The 20395-nt window shown below is 68.0% G+C and carries 19 protein-coding genes; 9 read left to right on the forward strand and 10 right to left on the reverse strand.

What is annotated here, in order from left to right; genetic code table 11:
* The 3 genes from ACAM49_RS30180 to ACAM49_RS30190 form a co-directional block, all read right to left on the reverse strand.
* Positions 1-666 (reverse strand): cupin domain-containing protein (locus ACAM49_RS30180; RefSeq protein ID WP_369638953.1); only part of this gene is annotated, 666 nt, incomplete at its 3' end.
* 162 nt (positions 667-828) lie between these two features.
* Complete coding sequence (locus ACAM49_RS30185) at positions 829-1980, reverse strand: RNA-guided endonuclease InsQ/TnpB family protein (protein ID WP_369638954.1); 1152 nt, start codon at positions 1978-1980, stop codon at positions 829-831.
* A 42-nt stretch (positions 1981-2022) separates the two neighbouring features.
* A complete protein-coding gene (locus tag ACAM49_RS30190; RefSeq protein ID WP_369638955.1) occupies positions 2023-2652 on the reverse strand; it encodes a 4Fe-4S binding protein in 630 nt (209 codons plus the stop codon).
* Positions 2653-2778: 126 nt separating this feature from the next.
* On the opposite strand from ACAM49_RS30190, the gene ACAM49_RS30195 reads away from it, so the two are divergent.
* Positions 2779-3801, forward strand: a complete 1023-nt coding sequence (locus ACAM49_RS30195) for a hypothetical protein (protein ID WP_369638956.1) — start codon at positions 2779-2781, stop codon at positions 3799-3801.
* A 5-nt stretch (positions 3802-3806) separates the two neighbouring features.
* On the opposite strand, the gene ACAM49_RS30200 is transcribed toward ACAM49_RS30195, so the two are convergent.
* Positions 3807-4397 carry an NADPH-dependent FMN reductase gene (locus tag ACAM49_RS30200; protein WP_369638957.1) on the reverse strand — a complete coding sequence of 197 codons (591 nt, stop codon included), beginning with the start codon at positions 4395-4397 and terminating at the stop codon, positions 3807-3809.
* 237 nt (positions 4398-4634) lie between these two features.
* On the opposite strand from ACAM49_RS30200, the gene ACAM49_RS30205 reads away from it, so the two are divergent.
* Together ACAM49_RS30205 and ACAM49_RS30210 are read left to right on the forward strand one after the other, a co-directional pair.
* Positions 4635-4829 carry a ferredoxin gene (locus ACAM49_RS30205; protein ID WP_369638958.1) on the forward strand — a complete coding sequence of 65 codons (195 nt, stop codon included), beginning with the start codon at positions 4635-4637 and terminating at the stop codon, positions 4827-4829.
* A gap of 8 nt (positions 4830-4837) precedes the next feature.
* Complete coding sequence (locus ACAM49_RS30210; RefSeq protein WP_369638959.1) at positions 4838-6070, forward strand: cytochrome P450; 1233 nt, start codon at positions 4838-4840, stop codon at positions 6068-6070.
* Between the two features lie 42 nt (positions 6071-6112).
* Here the strand turns inward: ACAM49_RS30210 and ACAM49_RS30215 are convergent, their stop codons facing one another.
* On the reverse strand, positions 6113-7237 hold the full coding sequence (locus ACAM49_RS30215; RefSeq protein WP_369638960.1) for a hypothetical protein: 1125 nt from the start codon (positions 7235-7237) through the stop codon (positions 6113-6115).
* A 110-nt stretch (positions 7238-7347) separates the two neighbouring features.
* Between ACAM49_RS30215 and ACAM49_RS30220 the strand changes: the two genes are divergently transcribed.
* Both ACAM49_RS30220 and ACAM49_RS30225 read left to right on the forward strand, forming a co-directional pair.
* Positions 7348-8580, forward strand: coding sequence for a lipase family protein (locus tag ACAM49_RS30220; protein WP_369638961.1), 1233 nt, complete (start codon positions 7348-7350; stop codon positions 8578-8580).
* Between the two features lie 64 nt (positions 8581-8644).
* Positions 8645-9802 carry a lipase family protein gene (locus ACAM49_RS30225; protein ID WP_369638970.1) on the forward strand — a complete coding sequence of 386 codons (1158 nt, stop codon included), beginning with the start codon at positions 8645-8647 and terminating at the stop codon, positions 9800-9802.
* Positions 9803-9830: 28 nt separating this feature from the next.
* Here ACAM49_RS30225 and ACAM49_RS30230 read toward each other — a convergent pair whose 3' ends face one another.
* Positions 9831-11558 (reverse strand): PucR family transcriptional regulator, encoded by a 1728-nt coding sequence (locus ACAM49_RS30230; RefSeq protein WP_369638962.1) that lies wholly within the window; start codon positions 11556-11558, stop codon positions 9831-9833.
* A gap of 156 nt (positions 11559-11714) precedes the next feature.
* Here ACAM49_RS30230 and pruA point away from each other — a divergent pair, with 156 nt between their 5' ends.
* Both pruA and ACAM49_RS30240 read left to right on the forward strand, forming a co-directional pair.
* Entirely contained in the window at positions 11715-13373 is a 1659-nt protein-coding gene (pruA, locus tag ACAM49_RS30235) for an L-glutamate gamma-semialdehyde dehydrogenase (protein WP_369638963.1), read from the forward strand.
* Positions 13370-14332: a proline dehydrogenase family protein gene (locus ACAM49_RS30240; protein WP_369638971.1), complete on the forward strand. Its 963-nt coding sequence runs from the start codon at positions 13370-13372 to the stop codon at positions 14330-14332. The genes pruA and ACAM49_RS30240 overlap by 4 nt, the downstream gene beginning before the upstream one ends.
* A 16-nt stretch (positions 14333-14348) precedes the next feature.
* Here the strand turns inward: ACAM49_RS30240 and hsaA are convergent, their stop codons facing one another.
* Positions 14349-15545 carry a 3-hydroxy-9,10-secoandrosta-1,3,5(10)-triene-9,17-dione monooxygenase oxygenase subunit gene (gene hsaA / locus ACAM49_RS30245; protein ID WP_369638964.1) on the reverse strand — a complete coding sequence of 399 codons (1197 nt, stop codon included), beginning with the start codon at positions 15543-15545 and terminating at the stop codon, positions 14349-14351.
* A gap of 323 nt (positions 15546-15868) precedes the next feature.
* Between hsaA and ACAM49_RS30250 the strand changes: the two genes are divergently transcribed.
* Entirely contained in the window at positions 15869-17296 is a 1428-nt protein-coding gene (locus ACAM49_RS30250; RefSeq protein ID WP_369638965.1) for an amino acid permease, read from the forward strand.
* 85 nt (positions 17297-17381) lie between these two features.
* Here the strand turns inward: ACAM49_RS30250 and ACAM49_RS30255 are convergent, their stop codons facing one another.
* The 3 genes from ACAM49_RS30255 to ACAM49_RS30265 all read right to left on the reverse strand — a co-directional run bounded on the left by ACAM49_RS30255 (position 17382) and on the right by ACAM49_RS30265 (position 19725).
* On the reverse strand, positions 17382-17825 hold the full coding sequence (locus ACAM49_RS30255; RefSeq protein ID WP_369638966.1) for a hypothetical protein: 444 nt from the start codon (positions 17823-17825) through the stop codon (positions 17382-17384).
* A 147-nt stretch (positions 17826-17972) separates the two neighbouring features.
* Positions 17973-18635: an HAD-IA family hydrolase gene (locus ACAM49_RS30260; protein ID WP_369638967.1), complete on the reverse strand. Its 663-nt coding sequence runs from the start codon at positions 18633-18635 to the stop codon at positions 17973-17975.
* A gap of 61 nt (positions 18636-18696) precedes the next feature.
* Positions 18697-19725 (reverse strand): EamA family transporter, encoded by a 1029-nt coding sequence (locus ACAM49_RS30265; protein ID WP_369638968.1) that lies wholly within the window; start codon positions 19723-19725, stop codon positions 18697-18699.
* Between the two features lie 326 nt (positions 19726-20051).
* On the opposite strand from ACAM49_RS30265, the gene ACAM49_RS30270 reads away from it, so the two are divergent.
* A partial coding sequence (locus ACAM49_RS30270; protein WP_369638969.1) for an HIT family protein occupies positions 20052-20395 on the forward strand: 344 nt, incomplete at its 3' end.

The raw sequence follows: 20395 nt of genomic DNA on the forward strand, positions 1-20395 counted from the left end.
CAATCCGGCGGCGGGGCCGTAGCCGCGGCGGCGGGCGAGGCGGGCGGCGAGGGGGAGCAGGACGTGACGCTGGACGGGCAGGGGGATGCCCGCGGCATAGGTCACTGATCCCGGTGAGTTCAGCATCATCAGCAGGTGCAGGAAGCGAAGGTCCTGGTGGGCGTTGGTTTTTCCGTCGCGGACCGCTTGGCCGAGGGTTCTGCCGAACGACAGCATCCAGACCGGGCCCGGTGAGTAGAGGGTGCGGATGGTGAGGGGTTGATCGGTGTCGTTGTACGGGTCGACGTGGGCCGCACCGGGCGGGATGGTCAGGGTGTCGTCGGTGGTCAGCAGCCCCGAACGTAGGCCGCGCCGGTAGCGGGCACGCGTACCGTCGAGCAGGAACGAGTACTGCGTGACACCGGGATGGATGTGCGCCGGTCCCTTCCCGGTCCCCGGCGGCAGTATCCGGGTCAGGCCCAGATACTGCTGTCCGTTGACGAAGAACCACGGATGGATCTCGAGGCGAGCGCCGCCAGTACCGGAGTAGATCTCGAAGATCGGCAGGTCCCGGCGCAGCTCGTAGGTGTCAGTCCTGGTGCTCGGGCACCGGATCGATCTCGGGTGCGGGCACCTCCACGCGCCGGGGATGACGGATCGTCTTGTGCGGAAACCGGTTCCGCACATGGGATTCGGCGTCGGAGCCCGGACTCACTCACTCACTCACTCACCCACTCACTGATTGTAGGTGTGGGTTGACGTCCTCCCCGGCCTGAAGGCCGGGGATTCCTGCCAGCGCCCTGTCGGGCGCTCTCGGTGGGTTCCTGTTTCACGGAGACTTGCCAGCCGCTAGGCAGCAGGGCTTACGGTCTCTCCGCAGGCGTTTAGCCTCTCCGCCCGTCCGGCGGCGAGAACATTGTTCGAGGCGTTGAGATCGCGGTCCAGGACCGCCCCGCACGCTGGGCAGGTCCACACCCGAACATGCAACGGCTTGGGACCGTCGCGGTGTCCGCACGACGCGCAGATCTGTGACGACGGATAGAACCTGTCCACCTTGGCGAAGTACCGCCCTCGCCGGGCGGCCTTCTCCTCCAGCATCCTGGTGAACATCGCCCACCCAGCGTCGTGTACAGATCTCGCCAGCTTGGTGCGGGCCAGGCCCTTGACACACAGGTCCTCGACGTAGATCGCTTGGTTTTCGCGAACTATCGCCGCTGAGTGCTGGTGCGCCCAATCTCGGCGTTTATCAGCCACTTTCGCATGAAGCTCCGCCACCTTCATGCGGGCTTTGGCGCGGTTGGCAGAACCCTTCTGCTTGCGCGACAGACTTCTCTGTGTGCGGCGGAGCTTGCGCTCGGCCTGACGCAGAAACTTCGGAGACTCGATCCGCTTACCGTTCGACAGAACCGCGAACGTGGTCAAGCCCAGGTCGATACCGACCTCGGACTTCACCGGCGGCAGCGGCTGGTCGTCGACCTCGACGACGAAAGACGCGAAATACCTGCCAGCCGCGTCCTTGATCACCGTCACCGACGACGGATCGGACGGCAACTCCCGCGACCACGCAACCTTCACGTCCCCGATCTTTGGCAAGCGCAACTTGCCGCCAACGGTGACCGCGAACCGGGCATTGCGGGTGAACCGAATCGACTGCCTGTTGTCCTTGCGGGACCGGAACCGCGGCGCCGCCACCTTCGGGCCCTTGCGTTTGCCGGTCACCGACTCAAAGAAATTGCGGTAAGCGGTGTTCAAGTCCGCCAGTGCCTGCTGCAACACCACCGCCGACACCTCGCCCAGCCATTCCCGCTCCGGGGTCCCCTTGGCAGCGGTCAACCGCTTGGACAACTCGCCGTCCGGGACATAGGGAAGCTTGGCCTCAAATGCGGCCCGGCGCGATGTCAGCGCGTCGTTGAACACCACCCGTGCACACCCGAACGCCCGCGCCAGCGATTCCTGCTGACCCGGATTCGGATACATGCGGTACTGGTAACGCAACTGCACACAACGCAATCTATCGACACCCACCGACAGAAACTCCGACGCTCACCAGCGCACACTCGGGCCCGGCGACCCTCCTGTGTAGCAGCTGTTGAAATCGAAACTGCCGTCATTGTGAATCGCCCCGACCGGGCACGCGGCCACGCACAGATAGCAACCCAGGCACGGATTCCAGTCCAGCGGCTGCGAATACGGCGCGACCTCGGCGTCGGTCAGCACGGTGCCGAGCCCGATGAAGCTGCCGAACTTCGGATGGATCACACAGCGGTGGATCCCCAGATGTCCCAGTCCCGCCGCCACCGCCACCGGCTTGTGCGAGACCGTCCAGCCGCGACTGGGCAGCCGGTGCGCCTCCACCGGAAACGTCACCGATGGATACAGCGCGCGAAACCCCAGGTCCTGCAGGGCGATACTGATCCGGTGCCCGATCCGGTCGAGCACCGGTATGGCGGTATCGATCTCGGTATTGACCATGCTGGCCGCACGGCTGGTGAAATTCTCCCGCGAGAGCCGCACGCACACCGCGATCAGCGACCGCGTACTCGGCAATGCCTCCCGCACATACTCGACCTCGCCCTCCAGCCCTGGGGTCTCCAGGGCCACGAATCCGACATCGTCGGCTCCGGCGTCCAGGCAGATCTGTCGTAGCAGTGCCGCGTCGATTACTCCGGTCATACGGATACCTCCCGAAGATATAGACCTCGCGCGCCGCGAGAAATCATCGGTGCACGCCAGACTATCGGGAAATACCTTGGTACCCAGAGATGTTGGACGCATCATTCAACGGCGAAGGGGACAACCGTGGTCTCGGACATGATTCGGCGCGGCGAGAACGATCCGGAGATCATGCGGTCGACCGTCGGAATGCTCAGGCGGCTGGCAACGGTATTCCCGCCCGCCGAGGCGGATCTGGCTGCCGCACTACGGAGATCGGCCGAGCTCTCGTCCGGTGCCGGACAGTACGAGCAGGCCGATGCGGCCATCGAAGAGTCCCTGCGGATCAGTCGCCGCGGTGCGGCCAGAGGCCACGGCCGGTCCCGTCTACAGCTGGCCTGGTCGCTGTGTGCGCAGGCCGATCTGCTGCGGAACGCGGGCCGCCGGGCCGAGGCAGCGGCCGCCGCCCGGGAGTCGCTGGTGTTGTGCCGGAACGGGATTGCCGAGGACCCTCGGCGCTGCGGGCCCGCGCTGCTGCACGCACTGCACACCCTCGCCCGAGCCCTCGACGAACTCGACAACTCGCAGGAAGCGCTGGCGCTGGGTGAGGAACTCGTGGAGATCCTGCGGCGCCTGGCAGCTCGCCGACCCACCCACAACCGAGGCCTGGCCAACGCCCTGATCTCGCTCAGCGTCTACCACGGCCACCTGGGCCGCGCCGCCGATGGCTTGCGCGCCACCGACGAAGCCGTCGAGCTCTACCGGGGCCTCGACAAGAAGCGACCGGGTGCGTTCGCGACACAGCTGGCGACAGTCGCGGACAATCGGGACGAATTTCTGGCTCACCTGCAGCGACGGGGCATGGTCGTGCTGGGTCCCCATCCACTGTGCGCCCTGTGCGAGCCGTTCAACGGCGGCCTGATCGCCGTGCGTCACCCGCAGCGGCACATCCGGGTCGGGGATCGGCAGGCCTGCGTCGACAGCGAGATCGCCGATGTCCTCACCGCCCTGTGGGAAGGCGGCTGTGACACCGTCTCGTGCTGTCAGGATGTCGACGGCAGGGCCGAGGTGGTCCCGGCGGCCGGACATGCCCGCCGGGCCGTGGAGATCCTGGCGGACATGGGAATCGACGCGGAGCTGACCGATGAGGTGGTGTACTTCCGGCGGTGACGGCGTCAGCGGGTCGAGGCCGCGGAATCGGCCGGGGCGCGCAGCGGCGCCAGCGCGCGGGCCCACGCCAGCAGGCCGTCGACCAGGCCGTGCAGTGCCGCCGTCCGCGCCTGCTGCGGCCGGAATTCGCTGAAGTTCACGAAATCCTCGCGCAGCGTCAGCCCCAGTTGCGGTGCGATATCGGCCATCCCGATCGCCCCCGCCTGCGACCGCAGCTGCTTGATCGCCATGACCGCCCCGTAGATCCCGTACCCGACATAGCCGATCGGCTTGCCGACCCACTCGTGGAACAGGAAGTCGATGGCATTGATCAGCGACGGCGGCGGAGCGGTGTTGTATTCGGGCGTCACGACGATGAAAGCGTCACAGGCAGAGACGCTTTCGGCCCACCGTTGGGTGTGCGGCTGCCGGCCGGGTGCCCGCAGCGCCGGAACAGGCTCGTCGAGCAGCGGTAGCCGGTAGTCGTGCAGGTCCAGCAGCACGAATTCCGCTGCCTCGCCCGCGTATTCGACGGCCAGGTCCCGGACCCAATGGCCGACTTGCTCGCCGAGGCGGCCGGGGCGGGTGCTGGCGATGATGATGCCGACTCTGATCATGGTGTGCTCTCCTCGAAGACGTTCGCCCGAAGCTGGTTTCGCAGACAAGACCCCGCGCACTGCGCCGTCGTGACACCCGCGCACCATGACGAGATTCACTGATCAACGCTGTCATGTTCGGACCGCGAGCGGTGTCCCCGCCCGATTCACGCGCCCCACCCCACATCGTTAGCCGTGTTAAGCTCACAGGCCGCCAAAGTACTTGCGGCGAACTGTTCTTCGAGGTGGGGGCTCGGCGTGAGGGTGGCTGTCAGCCGCGACAAATGCATTGCTGCCGGTCATTGCGCCGTGCGTGCCGACCAAGTCTTCGATCAGGGCGACGATGACGGCATCGTCGTGCTGCTCGATGAGAATCCGGGGGAGGCGCAGGCGCAGGCCGTGCGTTCGGCCGCCGAATTCTGCCCAGCACAAGCGATACAGATCGAGGATTGACGCTGACGATGTCTGATTCACTCGCCGAAGCCACCGCAGAGCCCACCTTCTATCCCGGACGCCGCTCGGCGACCTGCCCGTTCCGCCCGGCTCCCGAGATCGCCGAACTCGCCGCCGCGGGACCGATTTCCACGGTGCGGACCTGGGAAGGCAAGCGGCCGTGGCTGATCACCGGTTACCCCGAGGCGCGCGAGCTGTTCGCCGATCCGCGGGTCAGCGCCGACAATCACCACCCCGCCTACCCGCACATCCACGAGGGGATGAAGGCGGTCGCGGAGATGAGCCCGCGCACCATGTTCAATACCGATGGCGCCGAGCACGCCCGCTACCGGCGCATGCTGGCCAAGCCGTTCACGCCCAAGCGGCTCGAGGCCATGCGGCCCAATATCCAGAAGCACATCGACCAGACCATCGATGCCATGCTGGCGGCGGGGGATTCGGCCGATCTGGTGACCGCGCTGGCGCTGCCGGTGCCGTCGCTGATGATCTGCGAACTGCTGGGTGTGCCGTACGCGGATCACGCCTTCTTCCAGGAGGCCACCGAGCTCGGTTTCGGTGGGCAGGCCTCCGCCGAGGAGCAGCAGCAGTCGACCATGGCGATGCTGGGCTATCTCAATCAGCTGATCGAGGCCAAGACCGCGAGCCCGGCCGAGGATCTGCTCTCCGATGTGGCCGAGCTGGTGAATTCCGGTGAGCTGCAGGTGTGGGAGGCCTCGCTGCAGGCGGTCGGCATTCTGGTCGCCGGGCACGAGACCACCGCGAACATGATCTCGCTGGCCGTCGTCGCGCTGCTGGATCAACCCGAACAGCTGGCCATCCTCCGCGATACCGAGGACCCCGAGGTGCTGGGCAATGCGGTCGACGAGCTGATCCGCTACATGACCATCGTGGACACCGGGCTGCGCCGCGTCGCCGCCGAGGACATCGAGGTCGCCGGGACGGTCATCCCGGCCGGCGATCCGATCGTATTCGATCTGGCCTCGGCCAATTTCGACGCGACGGTCTTCGCCGACCCGGAGAACCTGGATCTGACCCGTGCGAATGCCGCCCAGCACTTGGCCTTCGGCTCGGGCCGCCACCAGTGCATCGGGTTGCAGTTGGCGCGCATCGAGCTCGGCATGGTGCTGCAGACCCTGTTCCGCCGCATTCCGCAGCTGCGGCTGAGCAAGCCGGTCGAGGAGATCGAATTCAAGTGGGACGCCATGGTTTACGGCGTCGTCGAGCTGCCGGTGCAGTGGTGACAGAGTAGCCCGCGGTGACGGCGTAGCCCGTGCCCTGCCGGATTACGGCAGGGCACGCAGCCAGAGCCGGCTGCGGTCGTCGCCGGTGGTGGCGAGCAGCAGACCGGCGGGCAGCGCGATCATGCGGGCCGTAGCTGCGTCGGCGGGCAGCGGAATCCGCTGCCAGTCGGCGCAATCAGCGGTCACCGAGTGCAGCTGCACGGTGTGGTCGAGGGCAACGAGACTCAGCACCCGGGAGCCGGTCGGCAGGAGCTGCAGGGTGTCGACGGTCGTCGCGGACGGGCCGGTGACGGGCTCGGCGTCGGGTGCGGCCCAGCAGAGCACGCGCGGCGCCGCGCCGATGGTCTGGCCGAAGACCGTGCAGGCGCCGACACCGCAGGCCACCCGGCTGGCGACGGCATTGGTTCCCGCCATCTCGTGGCGCTGCCATGCGACACCGTCGGGGGACGTCCACTGCAGCGGCCGGAGCACGCTGTCGCGCAACGTTTCTCCGACGATCACGAACCCCGAGGGGCCGGTCGTCACGGCGGCCGCGCCGGTCTGCTCGCCTGGGGCCGAGGACAGTGCCGGGTCATCGGCGTGGCGGATCCAGTCCGCGCCATTGGCGGAGGTCCAGAACGCGGCCCCGTAGCGGCCCTCGGGCCCGTCCCAGTCGCCGATCAGCAGATCGGTGCCGCGCAGTGCCGCGGCCGTGGTCACCGCGATGGCATGCGGCCCGCCGAACATCTCCATGGCCTGCGGATGTTCGACGAGCCCGTGCGCGTCACCGCTCCAGATGGTCATGCGTGGATTGCTGTGCGCGCCACCGAAAGCCTGGCCCAGCACCACCGTGCGGTCGCCGACACCGGCCGAGATCAGTTCCGCCAGTTTGGCGTACGCGCTCTCGCCGTGCACCGGGACGGGCTTCCAATGGGTGGCGTCGGTGGAGGTCCAGGCGGCGGGTGCGCGGCCGTCGCCGGCCGGGATCGAGCCCAGGGCCAGTACACCATCGGCCGTGGGTGCGAATTCCAGGACCCGAGCGTCGCGCTGGGGCAGGGCCAGTTCGCGCCAGTCCGACTCCGGCTCCGCCGTCCGCGCGGCGCATCCGGTCGCGCAGGCGAGTACCGCCACCAGCACGATCGGCCACCACATTCCGATACCGCGGCCGATTCCGACACTGTGCCCCATTCCGACACTGTGCCAGAAAGACCCGGTCACGGCGGGGTTCCGGGTGATCTCGCCGCCGCGCCGAGGCAAATCCGAAAACAAGACCATCCGGTATGCCACGATGCGGGACCGTGGCGAAAATCCGGGCAATTCGGATATGGATGCTGGTGGCGCTGGCGGCAGCGCTGCTCCCTGTGCACGCGCATGCCAATCCCGCGCTGGATCTGCTGCACCCGGACCGAGATCCCGCGAAGATCATGCCGACCCCACCCGCGGACGCCTTCTACGTGCCGCCGCCGGGCTTCGAAGCCAAGCCGCCGGGCACTCTGCTCGCGGTACGGACGGCCGGTGGAATCTGGCCCACCGCACGGGCATTGGAACTGCTGCTACGCTCCACCGATTCCCGCAACCGTCCCATTCCCGCGGTCGCCACCCTGCTGCTGCCGAATGCGCCGTGGACCGGTCCGGGTCCCCGGCCGTTGGTGTCCTACAACCATCCCATCTCCTCGCTCGGCGGGTCGTGTGCCCCGTCGAGCGAGCTGAAAGAGACCAAGACCAACGGCATTCTGCCGATCCAGCTGCTGCTGTCGAAGAACTACGCCGTCGTCGTGCCCGATCACCAGGGCCCGCGCCAGGCCTACGCGGCCGGGCGGCTGGGTGGACACATCATCCTCGATGCCATTCGAGCCGCGCTGCTGACGCCGATGCCCGGGCTCGGCCGCAATACCCCGGTGGTGATGACCGGCTATTCCGGCGGTGCGATCGCGACCAGTTGGGCCGCGCAACTGGCCCCGGCCTACGCGCCGGAACTGGCCATCGTCGGCGCGCTCATCGGCGGCGGGCCGACGGACTATCGATTGGTCATGCCCGCCATGAACGGAACCAACGCCGCCTCCGGCGTCCTGCTGGCGGCGGCGCTGGGGCTCGCCCGCGAGTATCCGGAACTGCTGCCGCTGCTCAATGACAATGGGTGGCGGGTGGCGCAGCTGTTCCGGGATATCTGCGTGGAGACCGAATCCAATCTGGGTGCGCTGCTGCCCTTGCGGGTGGAGCAGCTCACCGATGTGCCCGATCCGCTGTCGGTGCCGATCGTGCGGCAGGTGCTGGCGGACAACCGGCCCGGTGCGACCGCCCCGTCCATGCCGGTCTTCCTCTATCACGGGGTGCAGGACATCTGGATTCCGTTCGCGAGTTCGGAAGTGCTGTACCGGGATTGGTGTGCGCACGATGCCCGGGTGCGCCTGCAGCCGATGTTCGGGGAGCATTTCATCGTCGGTGTGACCGAGGTGCTCGTGGACCATCTCTGGGTCGAGGACATGCTGGCCGGCAAACTCGTGCCGCGGGGGTGCAGCTGCAGTGGCTGAATCCAACCGTGCCGCCCGGACGGGCCGCGGGCGGGGTCTCCTCGGGCTCGTCATCGCGGGCGCGCTGCTGGCCTTCGGGCCGGTGCCCGCGGGCGGCTCACCCATCTATCCGATGCCCGATCCCGATCCGTTCTTCCTGCCGCCGCCGGATCTGGCGGCCCGCGCTCCCGGCGAGGTCCTGGCGGTGCGGCCCATGCCCCCGATCGCGATCTTCCCCGACGCGGCGGTGGTGCTGGTGAAGTTCCGGTCCACCAATTCCGCCGGTGAACCCATCGCGGCGACCACCACCGTGCTGCGCCCGGCGAACGCCCGGCCGGACGGGCCACTGCTGTCCTATCAGCACATCATCAACGGTCTGGGCGCCAAATGCGCTGTCTCGCATGTGCTCTACGCACCGGACCCGAATCTCGCGCTGCGGGAGTCGCTGCTGCTCAACACCATTCTCGCGCGCGGCTGGTCGGTGGCGATGCCCGATCATCTGGGCCCGACGTTCGCCTACGGCGCGGCCCGGCTCGGCGGCATGATCACCCTCGACGGCATCCGTGCCGTGCAGCGGGTTCCCGAACTACAGGTCGCCGCCAGTCCGGTTGCGCTGCTCGGCTATTCGGGCGGTGGTATGGCCACGATGTGGGCGGCGGCCATGCAGCGGAGCTACGCACCGGAGCTGCGGCCCATCGGCGCGGCGGCGGGCGGAGTGCCCATGAACCTGGTGAAGATGGTGGAGGGGCTCGGCTATCAACGCCATCCGGCCTTCGGGCTGGCGCTGGCCGCCGCGATCGGACTCGAACGCGAATACCCGGCCGAGCTGCCGGTCAGCGAGAGCATGAACGCCTCCGGCCTGGCCATCCGCGACCGCATCGCCAATAGCTGCACCAATGACATCCTGCTCGCCGGCGCGGGCCACAATGCGCTCGACCTGGCCGCCTCCACCTCCCTGATCAACGATCCGGCGGCCCGGAAGGTGGTGGAGGACAACAGTCTCGAACTCTACGACGGCATACCGTCGACCCCGGTCTACGAATGGCACGCACCGCAGGACACGCTCGTTCCGCTGGACTCCATCGCCACGACACTGACTCGCTACTGTGCGGCGGGAGTACCGGTGCGCTCGGAGTTGTACGACAGTCCCGATCACATGACCGCGGAGATGCTCGGCGCGCCCGCCGCGATCGCCTGGCTCGAGGGCCGTTTCCGCGGCGAACCCGCTCCGTCGAACTGCTGAGCCCGCTCCCGCGTCACCGGCCGGGCGCTCAAGGCCGCGGGCGGTCGTCGGTGCGGCGGTGGCGGGCCAGCTGCAATTCCAGCAGGAGGCGATCGGACGGATCGTCGAGATCGATACCGGTGATGTCCTGGGCGCGACGCAGCCTGTAGCGCAAGGTATTCGGGTGGATGCGCAGGGCGGTGGCGGCGGCGCGGACGTCGCCGTGGTGGCGCAGATAGTGCTCCACGCTCGCCTCGAGTTGGGCGGCGTGGGTGCGGTCGTAGTCGAACAATGCGGTCAGGCGGGGGTCGTGGAGTTCCGGCCGGGCGGCGATGTGGTCGAGGATCTCGCCCAGCAGCACCGCCGTCCGGGATTCGGCGAGGGTGGTGACGCGGTCCTTGGGGAAGGTCGCCGCGGTGCTGTCCAGGACGCGGTCCACCTCCACCCGGGCGCGGGCGACCTGGTCGAGCTCGGGGACGGGTATCGCGATGGCGGCGCGCAAGATCAGATTGCTCGCCGATTCGAGTTGCTCGACCAGTTGCCGAGTCCAGGCGGTGACGGCGCGCGCTGATTGGTAGCGGGGCAGCAGGATGTAGGCGCGATCCCCGATGAGGGTGGTCAGTGAGTCCCGGCGAAACGCGCTGGCGCGCAGGCGAAGCGCGCTGCCGAGAATCTCGCGATCGCGTGCACTCCCAGGTTTCCCTTGATCGGACATGCTCGCCGGTGTCCCTTTGTCCCGCGCGCCGACGGTGCCATCGGTGAGCGCGAACCCGATGACGGCGGCCGGGCCCGTGACCGGGATTCCCAGCGCGCTGGCCACGGACGGCACGTCGACTCCCTCGCCGCGTGCGCCGAACAGGCGTTGGATGAGCAGCGCCTCGGTGGATGGGGCGTCCAGGCTGCGGGAGATGATGCGGGCCGCGATGGCCGACGCGCCCCGGAGTACCTCGGCCGCACCGGGTTCGAAGGGTTTATCGCCCTCCTGGAGCCAGATCGCGCCCAGCACGGTCGCGGCGCTGCTGTCGCCGGGTCGCCGGATGCCCACGGCCAGGCGGTGTTTGATGTCGAGTTCGGCGTGGGCCGGTAGATCGATCACCTCGTCGGTCTGGCGGAGCCGGTCGAAGACGCCCCACCGCTGCAGGATGCGCAGGTATTCGCGCGGGCCCTCGCGCCCCAGGATGGATTGGATGCGCAGCCGGTCGGCGGCCTCGTTGGAGGCCGAGTAGGCCAGCACGTGGGACTGCGGGTCCTCGATGGTGACCATGCCGCCCGCGTGCTGGGCGATGATCTGCGCCAGGCCGAACAGGTCGGTGTCGGCGGCGAGGAGATCGCGCTCCTCGCCGTCGCGCGCGCCGCGCGTGCGGTCCAGGACATGGCGGATCAGCGGGTACAGATGATCCCAGCGCGCCTGCGGATGCACCGCCACCACGGCGACTCCCGCGCGCTGGGCTGCCCGCAGCACCTCGGTCGAGCCGGACGCGGTCTTGGACAGCACGACTCGGGGACGCTGGGCGGCCGGGCGCTCGCCGATGGCCCGCAACCATCGCACGGCCTCGTCCTCGGTCACGCCGACGTGCAGGTACATGTCCGACATCGGTGCGTGCGCAATGGTTTCCGAGGTCAGATCCGAGCTGTCGACCAAGGCCACCGATCGGATCGCCACCTCGTCGCCGAGGGGTGCGTCGAGCAGTTCGGCCAGGGTCGCGCCGAGCGCGTCGAGCATCTCGCGCAGGGCGATGCCCGATGTGTGGTTGTCGGCCGGGTTGTCGCTGGCCATGATGCTGACTCCGGATACGAGCGGACGGGGGTTCGGCCGACCGTACAACACTGAGGTGGGGTCTTTGGCCGATCGGCTCAATCTTCGTGGTGCAGTTCGCGGTTGACTCGGCGTATTCGCTCAGTGGCTCGGGCCACATTCCGCCAGGAGGTTGTCATGGATGCCGTCACCCTCACTCCGCCGCCGGTGAACGAACCGGTGGGGACCTTCGCGCCCGGGAGCCCGGAGCGTGCGAGATTGCGCAGCAAGCTGGCCGAGCTGGCGGGCACGCCGGTCGAGATTCCGCATGTGATCGGGGGGAAGGAACGGCGCAGCGCGGGCAAGACGGTCGATGTGGTGCAGCCGCATCGGCATTCGGCGGCGCTGGGGACGATCACCGTGGCCGAGGCCCGGGATACGGCCGAGGCGATCGAAGCGGCAGCAGCGGCCGCGCCGGGCTGGCGGGGGCTGTCGTTCGACGAGCGGGCGGCGGTGTTCCTGCGGGCGGCGGATCTGCTGGCGGGGCCGTGGCGGGAGACCGTGGCGGCGGCGACCATGCTGGGGCAGTCGAAGACCGCGTATCAGGCCGAGATCGACGCACCCTGTGAGCTGGTGGATTTCTGGCGGTTCAATGTGCATTTCGCGCGCGGGATTCTGGCCGAGCAGCCGATCTCGTCGGCGGGGGTGTGGAATCGGGTGGAGTACCGGCCGCTGGAAGGGTTCGTATACGCCATCACCCCGTTCAATTTCACGGCCATCGCGGGGAATCTGCCGACCGCGCCCGCGTTGATGGGCAATACGGTGGTGTGGAAACCCTCACCTACGCAGGCGTTTTCGGCGTATCAGACGATGCGGTTGCTGGAGGCGGCGGGGTTGCCGCCCGGGGTGATCAATCTGGTGCACGGGCACGGGCCGGAGGTGTCGGCGGTGGCGCTGGCCGATCGGCGGCTGGCCGGTATTCACTTCACCGGGTCGACGGGGACGTTCCAGCGTCTGTGGAAGTCGGTGGCCGACAATATCGCCGGGTACGACACCTATCCGCGGCTGGTCGGGGAGACCGGCGGGAAGGATTTCGTGGTGGCGCACAGCTCGGCCGATCCGGAGGTGTTGAGCACGGCGCTGATTCGCGGGGCGTTCGACTATCAGGGGCAGAAGTGTTCGGCGGCCTCGCGGGCGTTCATCCCGAAGTCGGTGTGGTCGCGCATGTCGGGGGATTTCCTGGCCAAGGTGTCGGAGCTGACCTATGGCGATGTCACCGATTTCGCGAATTTCGGTGGGGCGCTGATCGATCGGCGGGCCTTCGAGCGCAATGTGGCGGCACTGGACCGGGCCAAGGCGACGCCGAGTCTGACCGTGCTCACCGGTGGGCGCGCCGATGACAGTGTGGGCTGGTTCGTGGAGCCGACGGTGCTGCTGGGTGAGGATCCCGCCGATGAGGCGTTCCGTACCGAGTACTTCGGGCCGATCCTGGCGGTGCACGTCTACGACGATTCGGCGCCGGGCGGGTTCGAGTCGGTGCTCGACTTGGTCGATCGCGGGTCGCCGTATGCGCTGACCGGTGCGGTGATCGCCGATGATCGGGGCGCGGTCGCGACCGCGACGGACCGACTTCGGTTCGCGGCGGGCAACTTCTACATCAATGACAAGCCGACCGGCGCGGTGGTCGGGCAGCAGCCCTTCGGCGGGTCGCGGGCCTCGGGCACCAATGACAAGGCCGGGTCGGCGCAGAATCTGCTGCGCTGGACCTCGGCGCGGACCATCAAGGAGACGTTCGTGCCGCCGCGGGATCATCGGTATCCGCATCAGGCGGTCGCGCCGGAAGTGGGGGAGCGCTGATGTTCTCGACCGTATTGCGTCCGGCGTTGCTGGCGGCCTCGCGGTCGCCGCGGGTGGAGAAGACCGTCACCGGGATGGCCTCGACGCGGAAGGTGGTGCGGCGCTTCGTCGCCGGGGAGACCGAGGAGCAGGCGGCCGGGGTCACCGCGGCGCTGCTCGGGTCGGGGCGGTACGCGAGTATCGACTATCTGGGCGAGGACACCACCGATATCGAGCAGGCGCGCTCGACGGTCTCGCATTACCTGACCCTGCTCGAAACGCTCGGCGAGTTGCCGGGGTCGGCGGGAGCTGTTCGGCCGCTGGAGGTTTCGCTCAAGCTCTCGGCGCTGGGGCAGTCGCTGCCGCGTGACGGGCAGGCCATCGCCCTCGAGCACGCCCACAAGATCTGCACGGCGGCCGCGGCAGCTGGGGTGTGGGTGACGGTCGACGCGGAGGATCACACCACCACCGATTCCACGCTGTCGGTGGTGCGGGCGCTGCGGGAGGATTTCCCGTGGGTGGGCACGGTGTTGCAGGCGTATCTGCGGCGCACCGAGGGCGACTGCCGCGATCTGGCCGGGCCGGGATCGCGAATCCGCTTGTGCAAGGGCGCGTATCGGGAACCGGGCGAGGTGGCCTATCAGGACCGGGACGCGGTGGACGCGTCGTATCGGCGGTGTCTCGACACCCTCATGAACGGGCAGGGCTATCCCATGGTGGCCACGCACGATCCGGTCATGCTCGAGGCGGCGGCCGGGTACATCCGGTCCGCGGGGCGTGGACCCGACCGGTTCGAATTCCAGATGCTCTACGGCATCCGGGACGAGGAGCAGCGGCGACTGGTCGCCGAGGGCGCGCATCTGCGCACCTACGTGCCCTACGGCGACCAGTGGTACGGCTACTTCATGCGCCGATTGGCCGAGCGCCCGGCCAATCTCGCGTTCTTCCTGCGATCATTCGGTCCGGGCGCGCGGCGCTGAGGCTCCGAGTGCAGGGCTAGACCATGATCAGCATCGGGTCGAGGCCGAACTTGTACTTGCCGTACATGTCGTAGACCTTCTCCGCCTCATTGGTGGCCTGCACGCGGGCCGCCCGGGCATCGCGGAACAGGCGCTGCAGCGGCGTGCCCTTGGCCAGGGCCGCCGCACCCGCCGATTCCATGAACACGTCGATGGCGGCGACACAGCGCTGGGTGGCGCGGACCTGGTCGCGGCGGGCGTCGAGACGGGTGTCGATGGAGACCTCCTCGCCGGCCAGGATGGTCTGGTACTCCTCGACGATGTGGCCCGCGAGCTGCCGCCACGAGGCGTCGATATCGCTGGTCACGCGGCCCACACGCTCGGTGACGTACGGGTCGTTCTTGGCCTGCTCGCCCGCGAAGGCGACCCGCCAGCGCTCACGCTGGTAGTCGATGTAGATATCGCGCGCGCCCTCGGCCATGCCGAGCACCGGCGTCGAGATGCCGGTGGGCATGATGGTGCCCCACGGCATGCGATAGACCGGCTCGGTATTGACCTGCGCGCCGGGCATGGAGCCGTCGTTCATGGCCTGGAAGCTCAGGAACCGGTATTCGGGTACGAAAACGTCCTGCACCACAAGGGTATTGGAGCCGGTCCCGGCCAAACCGAACGTGTCCCAGACCTGGTCGACGGTGAAGTCGGACTTGGGGATCAGGAAGCTGCCGAACAGTGGGAAGCCGTCGACCATGATGGGCGCGCCGTCGGCGAGCACCGGGCCGCCGACCAGCGCCCAGTCGGCGTGGTCGCAGCCCGAGGAGTAGCGCCACGCGCCGCTGAGCCGGAAGCCGCCCTCGACCTTCAGGCCCGCGCCCATCGGGGCGTAGGAGGAGCAGACCAGGGCATCGGGGTTCTCGCCCCAAACCTCCTGCTGCGCTTGCTGATCGAACAGGGCGACATGCCAGGGGTGGATGCCGAGCACGCTCGAGACCCAGCCGGTGGAGCCGCACGCGCGCGAGAGGCGGCGGATGGCGTCGTAGACGATCACCGGTTCGGCGGCGTAGCCGCCCCACCGGGTGGGTTGCATCAGTTTGAAGAATCCGGTCTCGCGCAGGTCGGCGATGGTCTCGTCGGGGATGCGCCGCAGATCCTCGGTCTCCTGCGCGCGCTCGCGCAGCACCGGCAACAGCTTCTCGATTGCCTCGAGCACTTCGTGGTCGAACACGCCAAGAGTCACGTGAACTGAACCCCCACCTTGAAATAACGAAAGGAACACATTTCGGTTTGAGATTAGGGCACTCCGGGTACCGGCGCGCGCCGAATCCGCCGAGCCCGCAAGGCGTTCCGGTCACCGAGACGGCGGCACCGGGCGGTACGCCGGGGCGCGACACGCGGCGCCTCGCCGAACTCGCCAACTTTGGCCGATCAGCCAATGATTTTGAACTTTATTTAACCAATCACCCGATCACAGCGTCCGGCATGGTCCGATTAGCTGATCTGGCTCGAGTGTGACCTGCGTTACTGCATCGGAGCGGTGCGCAGCGGACGAAAGGATCCCGCATGTCGATTGCGGAGTTGCGCGGACAGATCTTGCGCCGCAAGCCGATCACCGACGTGGAGGACGACACGCCCGCCGACGAGCGGCTGTCCAGGCACCTGGGGCTGTGGCAGCTGACGGCCATCGGCGTGGGCGGCATCATCGGCGCGGGCATCTTCGCGCTGGCCGGGTCGGTGGCCCACACCACCACGGGGCCTTCGGTTCTCATCTCGTTCCTCATCGCGGGTGTGGCCAGCGCGTGCGCGGCGCTGTGCTACGCGGAATTCGCGGGCATGGTGCCCAAGGCCGGGTCGGCCTACACCTACGGGTACGTTTCGCTCGGCGAGCTGGCCGGGTGGTTCATCGGCTGGGATCTGCTGCTCGAGTACGTGGCGGTGGCGGCGGTGGTCGCGATCGGCGTCTCCGGATACTTCAACTTCCTGCTGGATCAGATCGGAATCACGTTGCCGCACTGGATGCTCGGGGCTTCGGGCACCGGCGACGGGCATGTGGTGGACGTGTTCGCGATCCTGTTCTGTCTGGGCAGCGCGTGGGTGCTCTCGCGCGGGATCAAGAGCGTGGGGCGGTTCGAGACGATCGCGGTGGGGATCAAGGTGGCGATCGTGCTGCTGATCATCGTGCTGGGGGTGTTCAAGATCGACAGCGCGAACTATCACCCCTACTTCCCGTTCGGAACCGGCGCGGTGTGGACGGGGGCGGCGACGGTGTTCTTCGCGGTGTTCGGGTATGACGCGATGAGTACCGCGGCCGAGGAGTCCACCGAGGCGAAAAAGCATCTGCCCAAGGCGATCATCTACTCGCTCGCTATCGCCATGGTGCTGTATGTACTGGCCTGTCTGGTGCTGACCGGCATGCAGAAGTACACCGACATCAGCCCCACGTCCGGCTTCTCCACCGCGTTCAAGTCCGCCGGGATGGGCAGTGTCGCCAATATCATCGCCGTCGGCGCGATCGTCGGCATCATCACCGTGGTGCTCACCTTCATGCTCGGCGTGACGCGCGTCTGGTACGCGATGAGCCGCGATGGGCTGCTGCCGGAATGGTTCGCCAAGACCCACCCGACCCGCAAGGTGCCGACCCGGGTGACCTGGATCGTCGGCGTCGGGTCGGCCATCCTGGCGGGCGTGCTGAAGATCAATGTCGTTGCGGAGCTGACCAATATCGGCATCCTGATGGCCTTCATCGTGGTCAGCATCTCGGTGATCGTGCTGCGCTACACCCGCCCCGACGAGCCGCGCGAGTTCCGGCTGCCGCTGATGCCGGTCGTCCCGATCATCGGCATCGGCTTCTCCATCTATCTGATCTGGTCGCTGCCCTGGGAGACCTGGGTTCGCTTCGGCGCCTGGCTGATCGTCGGCCTGATCATCTACTTCGGCTACTCCCGCTTCCACTCCCGCCTCGGCAACCCGGTCACCCTCGAAAAGTCCTGACCCCCACCAATTTCCGGACGGCGCACCGACGCCAACGCCGTCCGGTCCGGTGCGCCCGTGGAATCCTCCACGGGCGCACTCATTTTCAGTTCTCGCGAGGTACTCCGAGCAGCAGCGCGATGGTCAGGAGCGGGAAGATCATCAGCGGAAAGCAGAACGTCGTGCCGGGCGGAGCGTGGTAATAGAAGGCGTCGATGGGGATCGTGACCAGTACGAGGGCGAGGGTCTGGCCCAGCAGAACCAGTGTGCAGGCGACGATCACCGTGACTCGGCCCGGTCGCGAGCGGCGGGCCAGCTGCACCAGTCCGATGGCCAGGAGGATCGCCACCGTGGCGAAGGCGAGGGCCGCGAGTGCCAGTACCTCGTCGGCTGCCGTCGAGCCCAGATAGGGGGCGTCCTCGAACTTCGGTTCCAGCGAGGTACCCCATGCGAGGAATGCCTCACCGGCCCAGGTGAAGAACCCGGCTGTCACGAGCGCGATCACGATCCTGCGCCGGATTTCCCAGGTCGCCACCCATCGCTGCCTCACGAACGCCCCTCCCGTATCGGCCGTGCTCGCGGCCTCGGAGACGACGCTAGCGGGCTGATTCGCGGAAGTACGGGAGCGGTTGTGGAGATCCTGTGCGGATTCACACGACGGGTGTTCCGGGGTCCGGTCGCCGAATTCGGCTCCGGCTCAGGGCATCACATGAACGGCGATGGTGCCGTCGGGGCCCGCCTCGACGCGAATCCGGGTGAGGTCCTCGACGTGGGCGGTGGGGGCGAAGGCCGCGGCGCGGGGACCGATGCCGATGACGCGCATGCCCGCGGATTTCGCGGCGGCGATGCCGGCGTCCGAATCCTCGAAGACCAGGCAGTCCTCGGGGCGGAAGCCGAGTTCCGCCGCGCCTTTCAGGAAGCCCTCGGGGTCGGGTTTGCTGGCGGAGACGGACTCGGCGGTAATGCGGACCGCGGGCATCGGGAGCGCGGCCGCGTTCATACGGGTTTCGGCGAGGGTGTGGTCGGCGGAGGTGACCAGGGCGTGGGGCAGGTCGGCGATGGCCGCCATGAAGGCCGCCGCACCCGCGACGGGTACGACGCCCTCCACGATCGTCTTCTCCTGCGCCAGCATTCGCGCGTTGTCCTCGCGATTGACCGCCTCCGGGCGATCCGGCAGCAATGCGGCCATGGTCGCCCAGCCCTGGCGGCCGTGTGCCACGGCCAGCACGTCCTCGACATCGAGGCCGTGCGTGTCGGCCCAGCCTCGCCACAGTGCCTCCACCACGGCATCGGAGTTCACGAGGGTGCCATCCATGTCGAGCAGCAGACCGCGGGCGATGAGCGTGGCGTCAACCGTCATGTACTGGTTATAACCACAAGTTCCGCGGCCGCGCAATGTGCCCGTGGTCCCCTCGCGTGGCTCAGGTGGCCGAGGTCGCTCCCTCGTTGCGGAGGCGGGTAGCGGAGGACGGCTCGTCGTCGCTGATTCGGGTGGGCAGGGTCAGCAGGACCAGGCCCAGGGCGAGGACCGCCAGGCCGGACCACGACAACACGGGCAGACGCTCGCCGACGACGGTGACGCCGAGCAGCGCGGCGACGGCCGGTTCGGCCAGGGTCAGGGCTGTCGCCGTTTCGACCGTGGTGTGGCGCAGGCCGTAGCCGAAGAGGCGGTAGGCCAGGAAGGTCGTGAACAGAGCCAGGTGCAGCGCGACGGCGAGACCGCGCGGAGTGGCCAGCCAGCCCGGACCCGAGACGACCACCACCGGGAGCACCACGACCGCGGCGAGGCCGAACATGTTGCCCATAACCGTGTTCGAGGCGTGCCCTCGCGCGATCAGGCTGCCGCCGATCTGCGAATACACCGCGTAGCTCAGTCCACCGCCAGCGGCGAGCAGAACTCCCAGCGGGTCGATCGTATTCCCCGACGCGCCGAGCTCCGGACCGACAACCAGTAGCGCACAACCGATTACGGCCATCGCGGTGGCCAGGCACCACCGTGGCGTCGGCCTGCCGCGACCGAGCACCCACGACAGCAGCCCCGCGAAAATCGGTGCGCTACCGAGAGCGATAACGGTCGCGACCGCGACGCCGGTCCTGGCAACAGCGGGATAGAAGGTGACCGGATACCCGGCCACAGCCAGAGCTCCGAGCAGCAACAGCCCACGTTCCGAACTCGAGACCCGAAATCGGCCGCCAGCGCTGGAGCGCAGTCGATTCCGAGGTTCGGGGGTGAGACGCTGTCGACCACCGCGTCCGGTGACATAAAGCAACAGGCCGCCGAGAGCAAGTCCGGCCGAACCGATAGCGGCAGCCGGAGTTCCGGCCGGGGCCAGGGAGGCGGTGGTGCCGGTACTGCCCCACATCACCGAGGCGGCAAGGATGGGTGCACTGCCGCGCCAGGCGGCGCTAAGCGGGCGTGCGGCGATAAGGGTAGAGGTGCGAGGGGACACAGTCGTGAACTCCGTCGTCGAATTCCGGTGGGGGAAGGATTCGAAACGGGCGCACGACGAAATCCGGACTGCCGCAACAGGTCAGCCGGAGCGTCAAGCGAGAATCAGCCGATGCGCCCGATCAGGCGACCGGCGGCGGCGTGACCGCATGCCAATGAGTACCCACGCTGCGAGACTACACGACGCTGTATCCGACACTCCGAACTGGCCGAAGGCGTCACGCCGCCAGTGAATTCGACACTGCCACTCCCGAATCCGGCGTACCGTAGCGAACCCGGCCAACCGAACGACATCCCAACCCCGTCGACGATCGGACAGCGACGACCATGGACCCGATCGAGAGCGCACTGCGCGGCGAGAACCCCACCGTGATCCGGCGGATGACATCCGGATTCGCCGTCTTCGGCGACACCCAATTCCTCCCCGGCTACTGCCTCCTCCTCTCGGAAAGTCCCACCGCGGAACACCTCTCCGACCTCCCCGCCCCGATGCGCCGAACCTTCCTCTCCGACATGGCCCTCCTCGGCGAGGCGGTCGAACGCGCCTGCACCCGCATCGACCCCGCCTTCCGCCGCATCAACCTCGAAATCCTCGGCAACACCTACCCCCGGGTCCACGCCCACATCTGGCCCCGCTACACCTGGGAACCCCCCGACCTCCTCCCCGTCCC

It is taken from the genome of Nocardia sp. JMUB6875 (assembly GCF_041154655.1).
Taxonomy (GTDB): Bacteria; Actinomycetota; Actinomycetes; order Mycobacteriales; family Mycobacteriaceae; genus Nocardia.

What these genes read in the sequence shown, in the direction of transcription:
- ACAM49_RS30230 (WP_369638962.1), bottom strand. Translation starts at nt 11,558, where the DNA reads ATGGCCAGCGACAACCCGGCCGACAACCACACATCGGGCATCGCCCTG.
- ACAM49_RS30250 (WP_369638965.1), top strand. Translation starts at nt 15,869, where the DNA reads ATGTCGATTGCGGAGTTGCGCGGACAGATCTTGCGCCGCAAGCCGATC.
- ACAM49_RS30215 (WP_369638960.1), bottom strand. Translation starts at nt 7,237, where the DNA reads ATGGGGCACAGTGTCGGAATCGGCCGCGGTATCGGAATGTGGTGGCCG.
- ACAM49_RS30210 (WP_369638959.1), top strand. Translation starts at nt 4,838, where the DNA reads ATGTCTGATTCACTCGCCGAAGCCACCGCAGAGCCCACCTTCTATCCC.
- pruA (WP_369638963.1), top strand. Translation starts at nt 11,715, where the DNA reads ATGGATGCCGTCACCCTCACTCCGCCGCCGGTGAACGAACCGGTGGGG.
- ACAM49_RS30190 (WP_369638955.1), bottom strand. Translation starts at nt 2,652, where the DNA reads ATGACCGGAGTAATCGACGCGGCACTGCTACGACAGATCTGCCTGGAC.
- ACAM49_RS30200 (WP_369638957.1), bottom strand. Translation starts at nt 4,397, where the DNA reads ATGATCAGAGTCGGCATCATCATCGCCAGCACCCGCCCCGGCCGCCTC.
- ACAM49_RS30260 (WP_369638967.1), bottom strand. Translation starts at nt 18,635, where the DNA reads ATGACGGTTGACGCCACGCTCATCGCCCGCGGTCTGCTGCTCGACATG.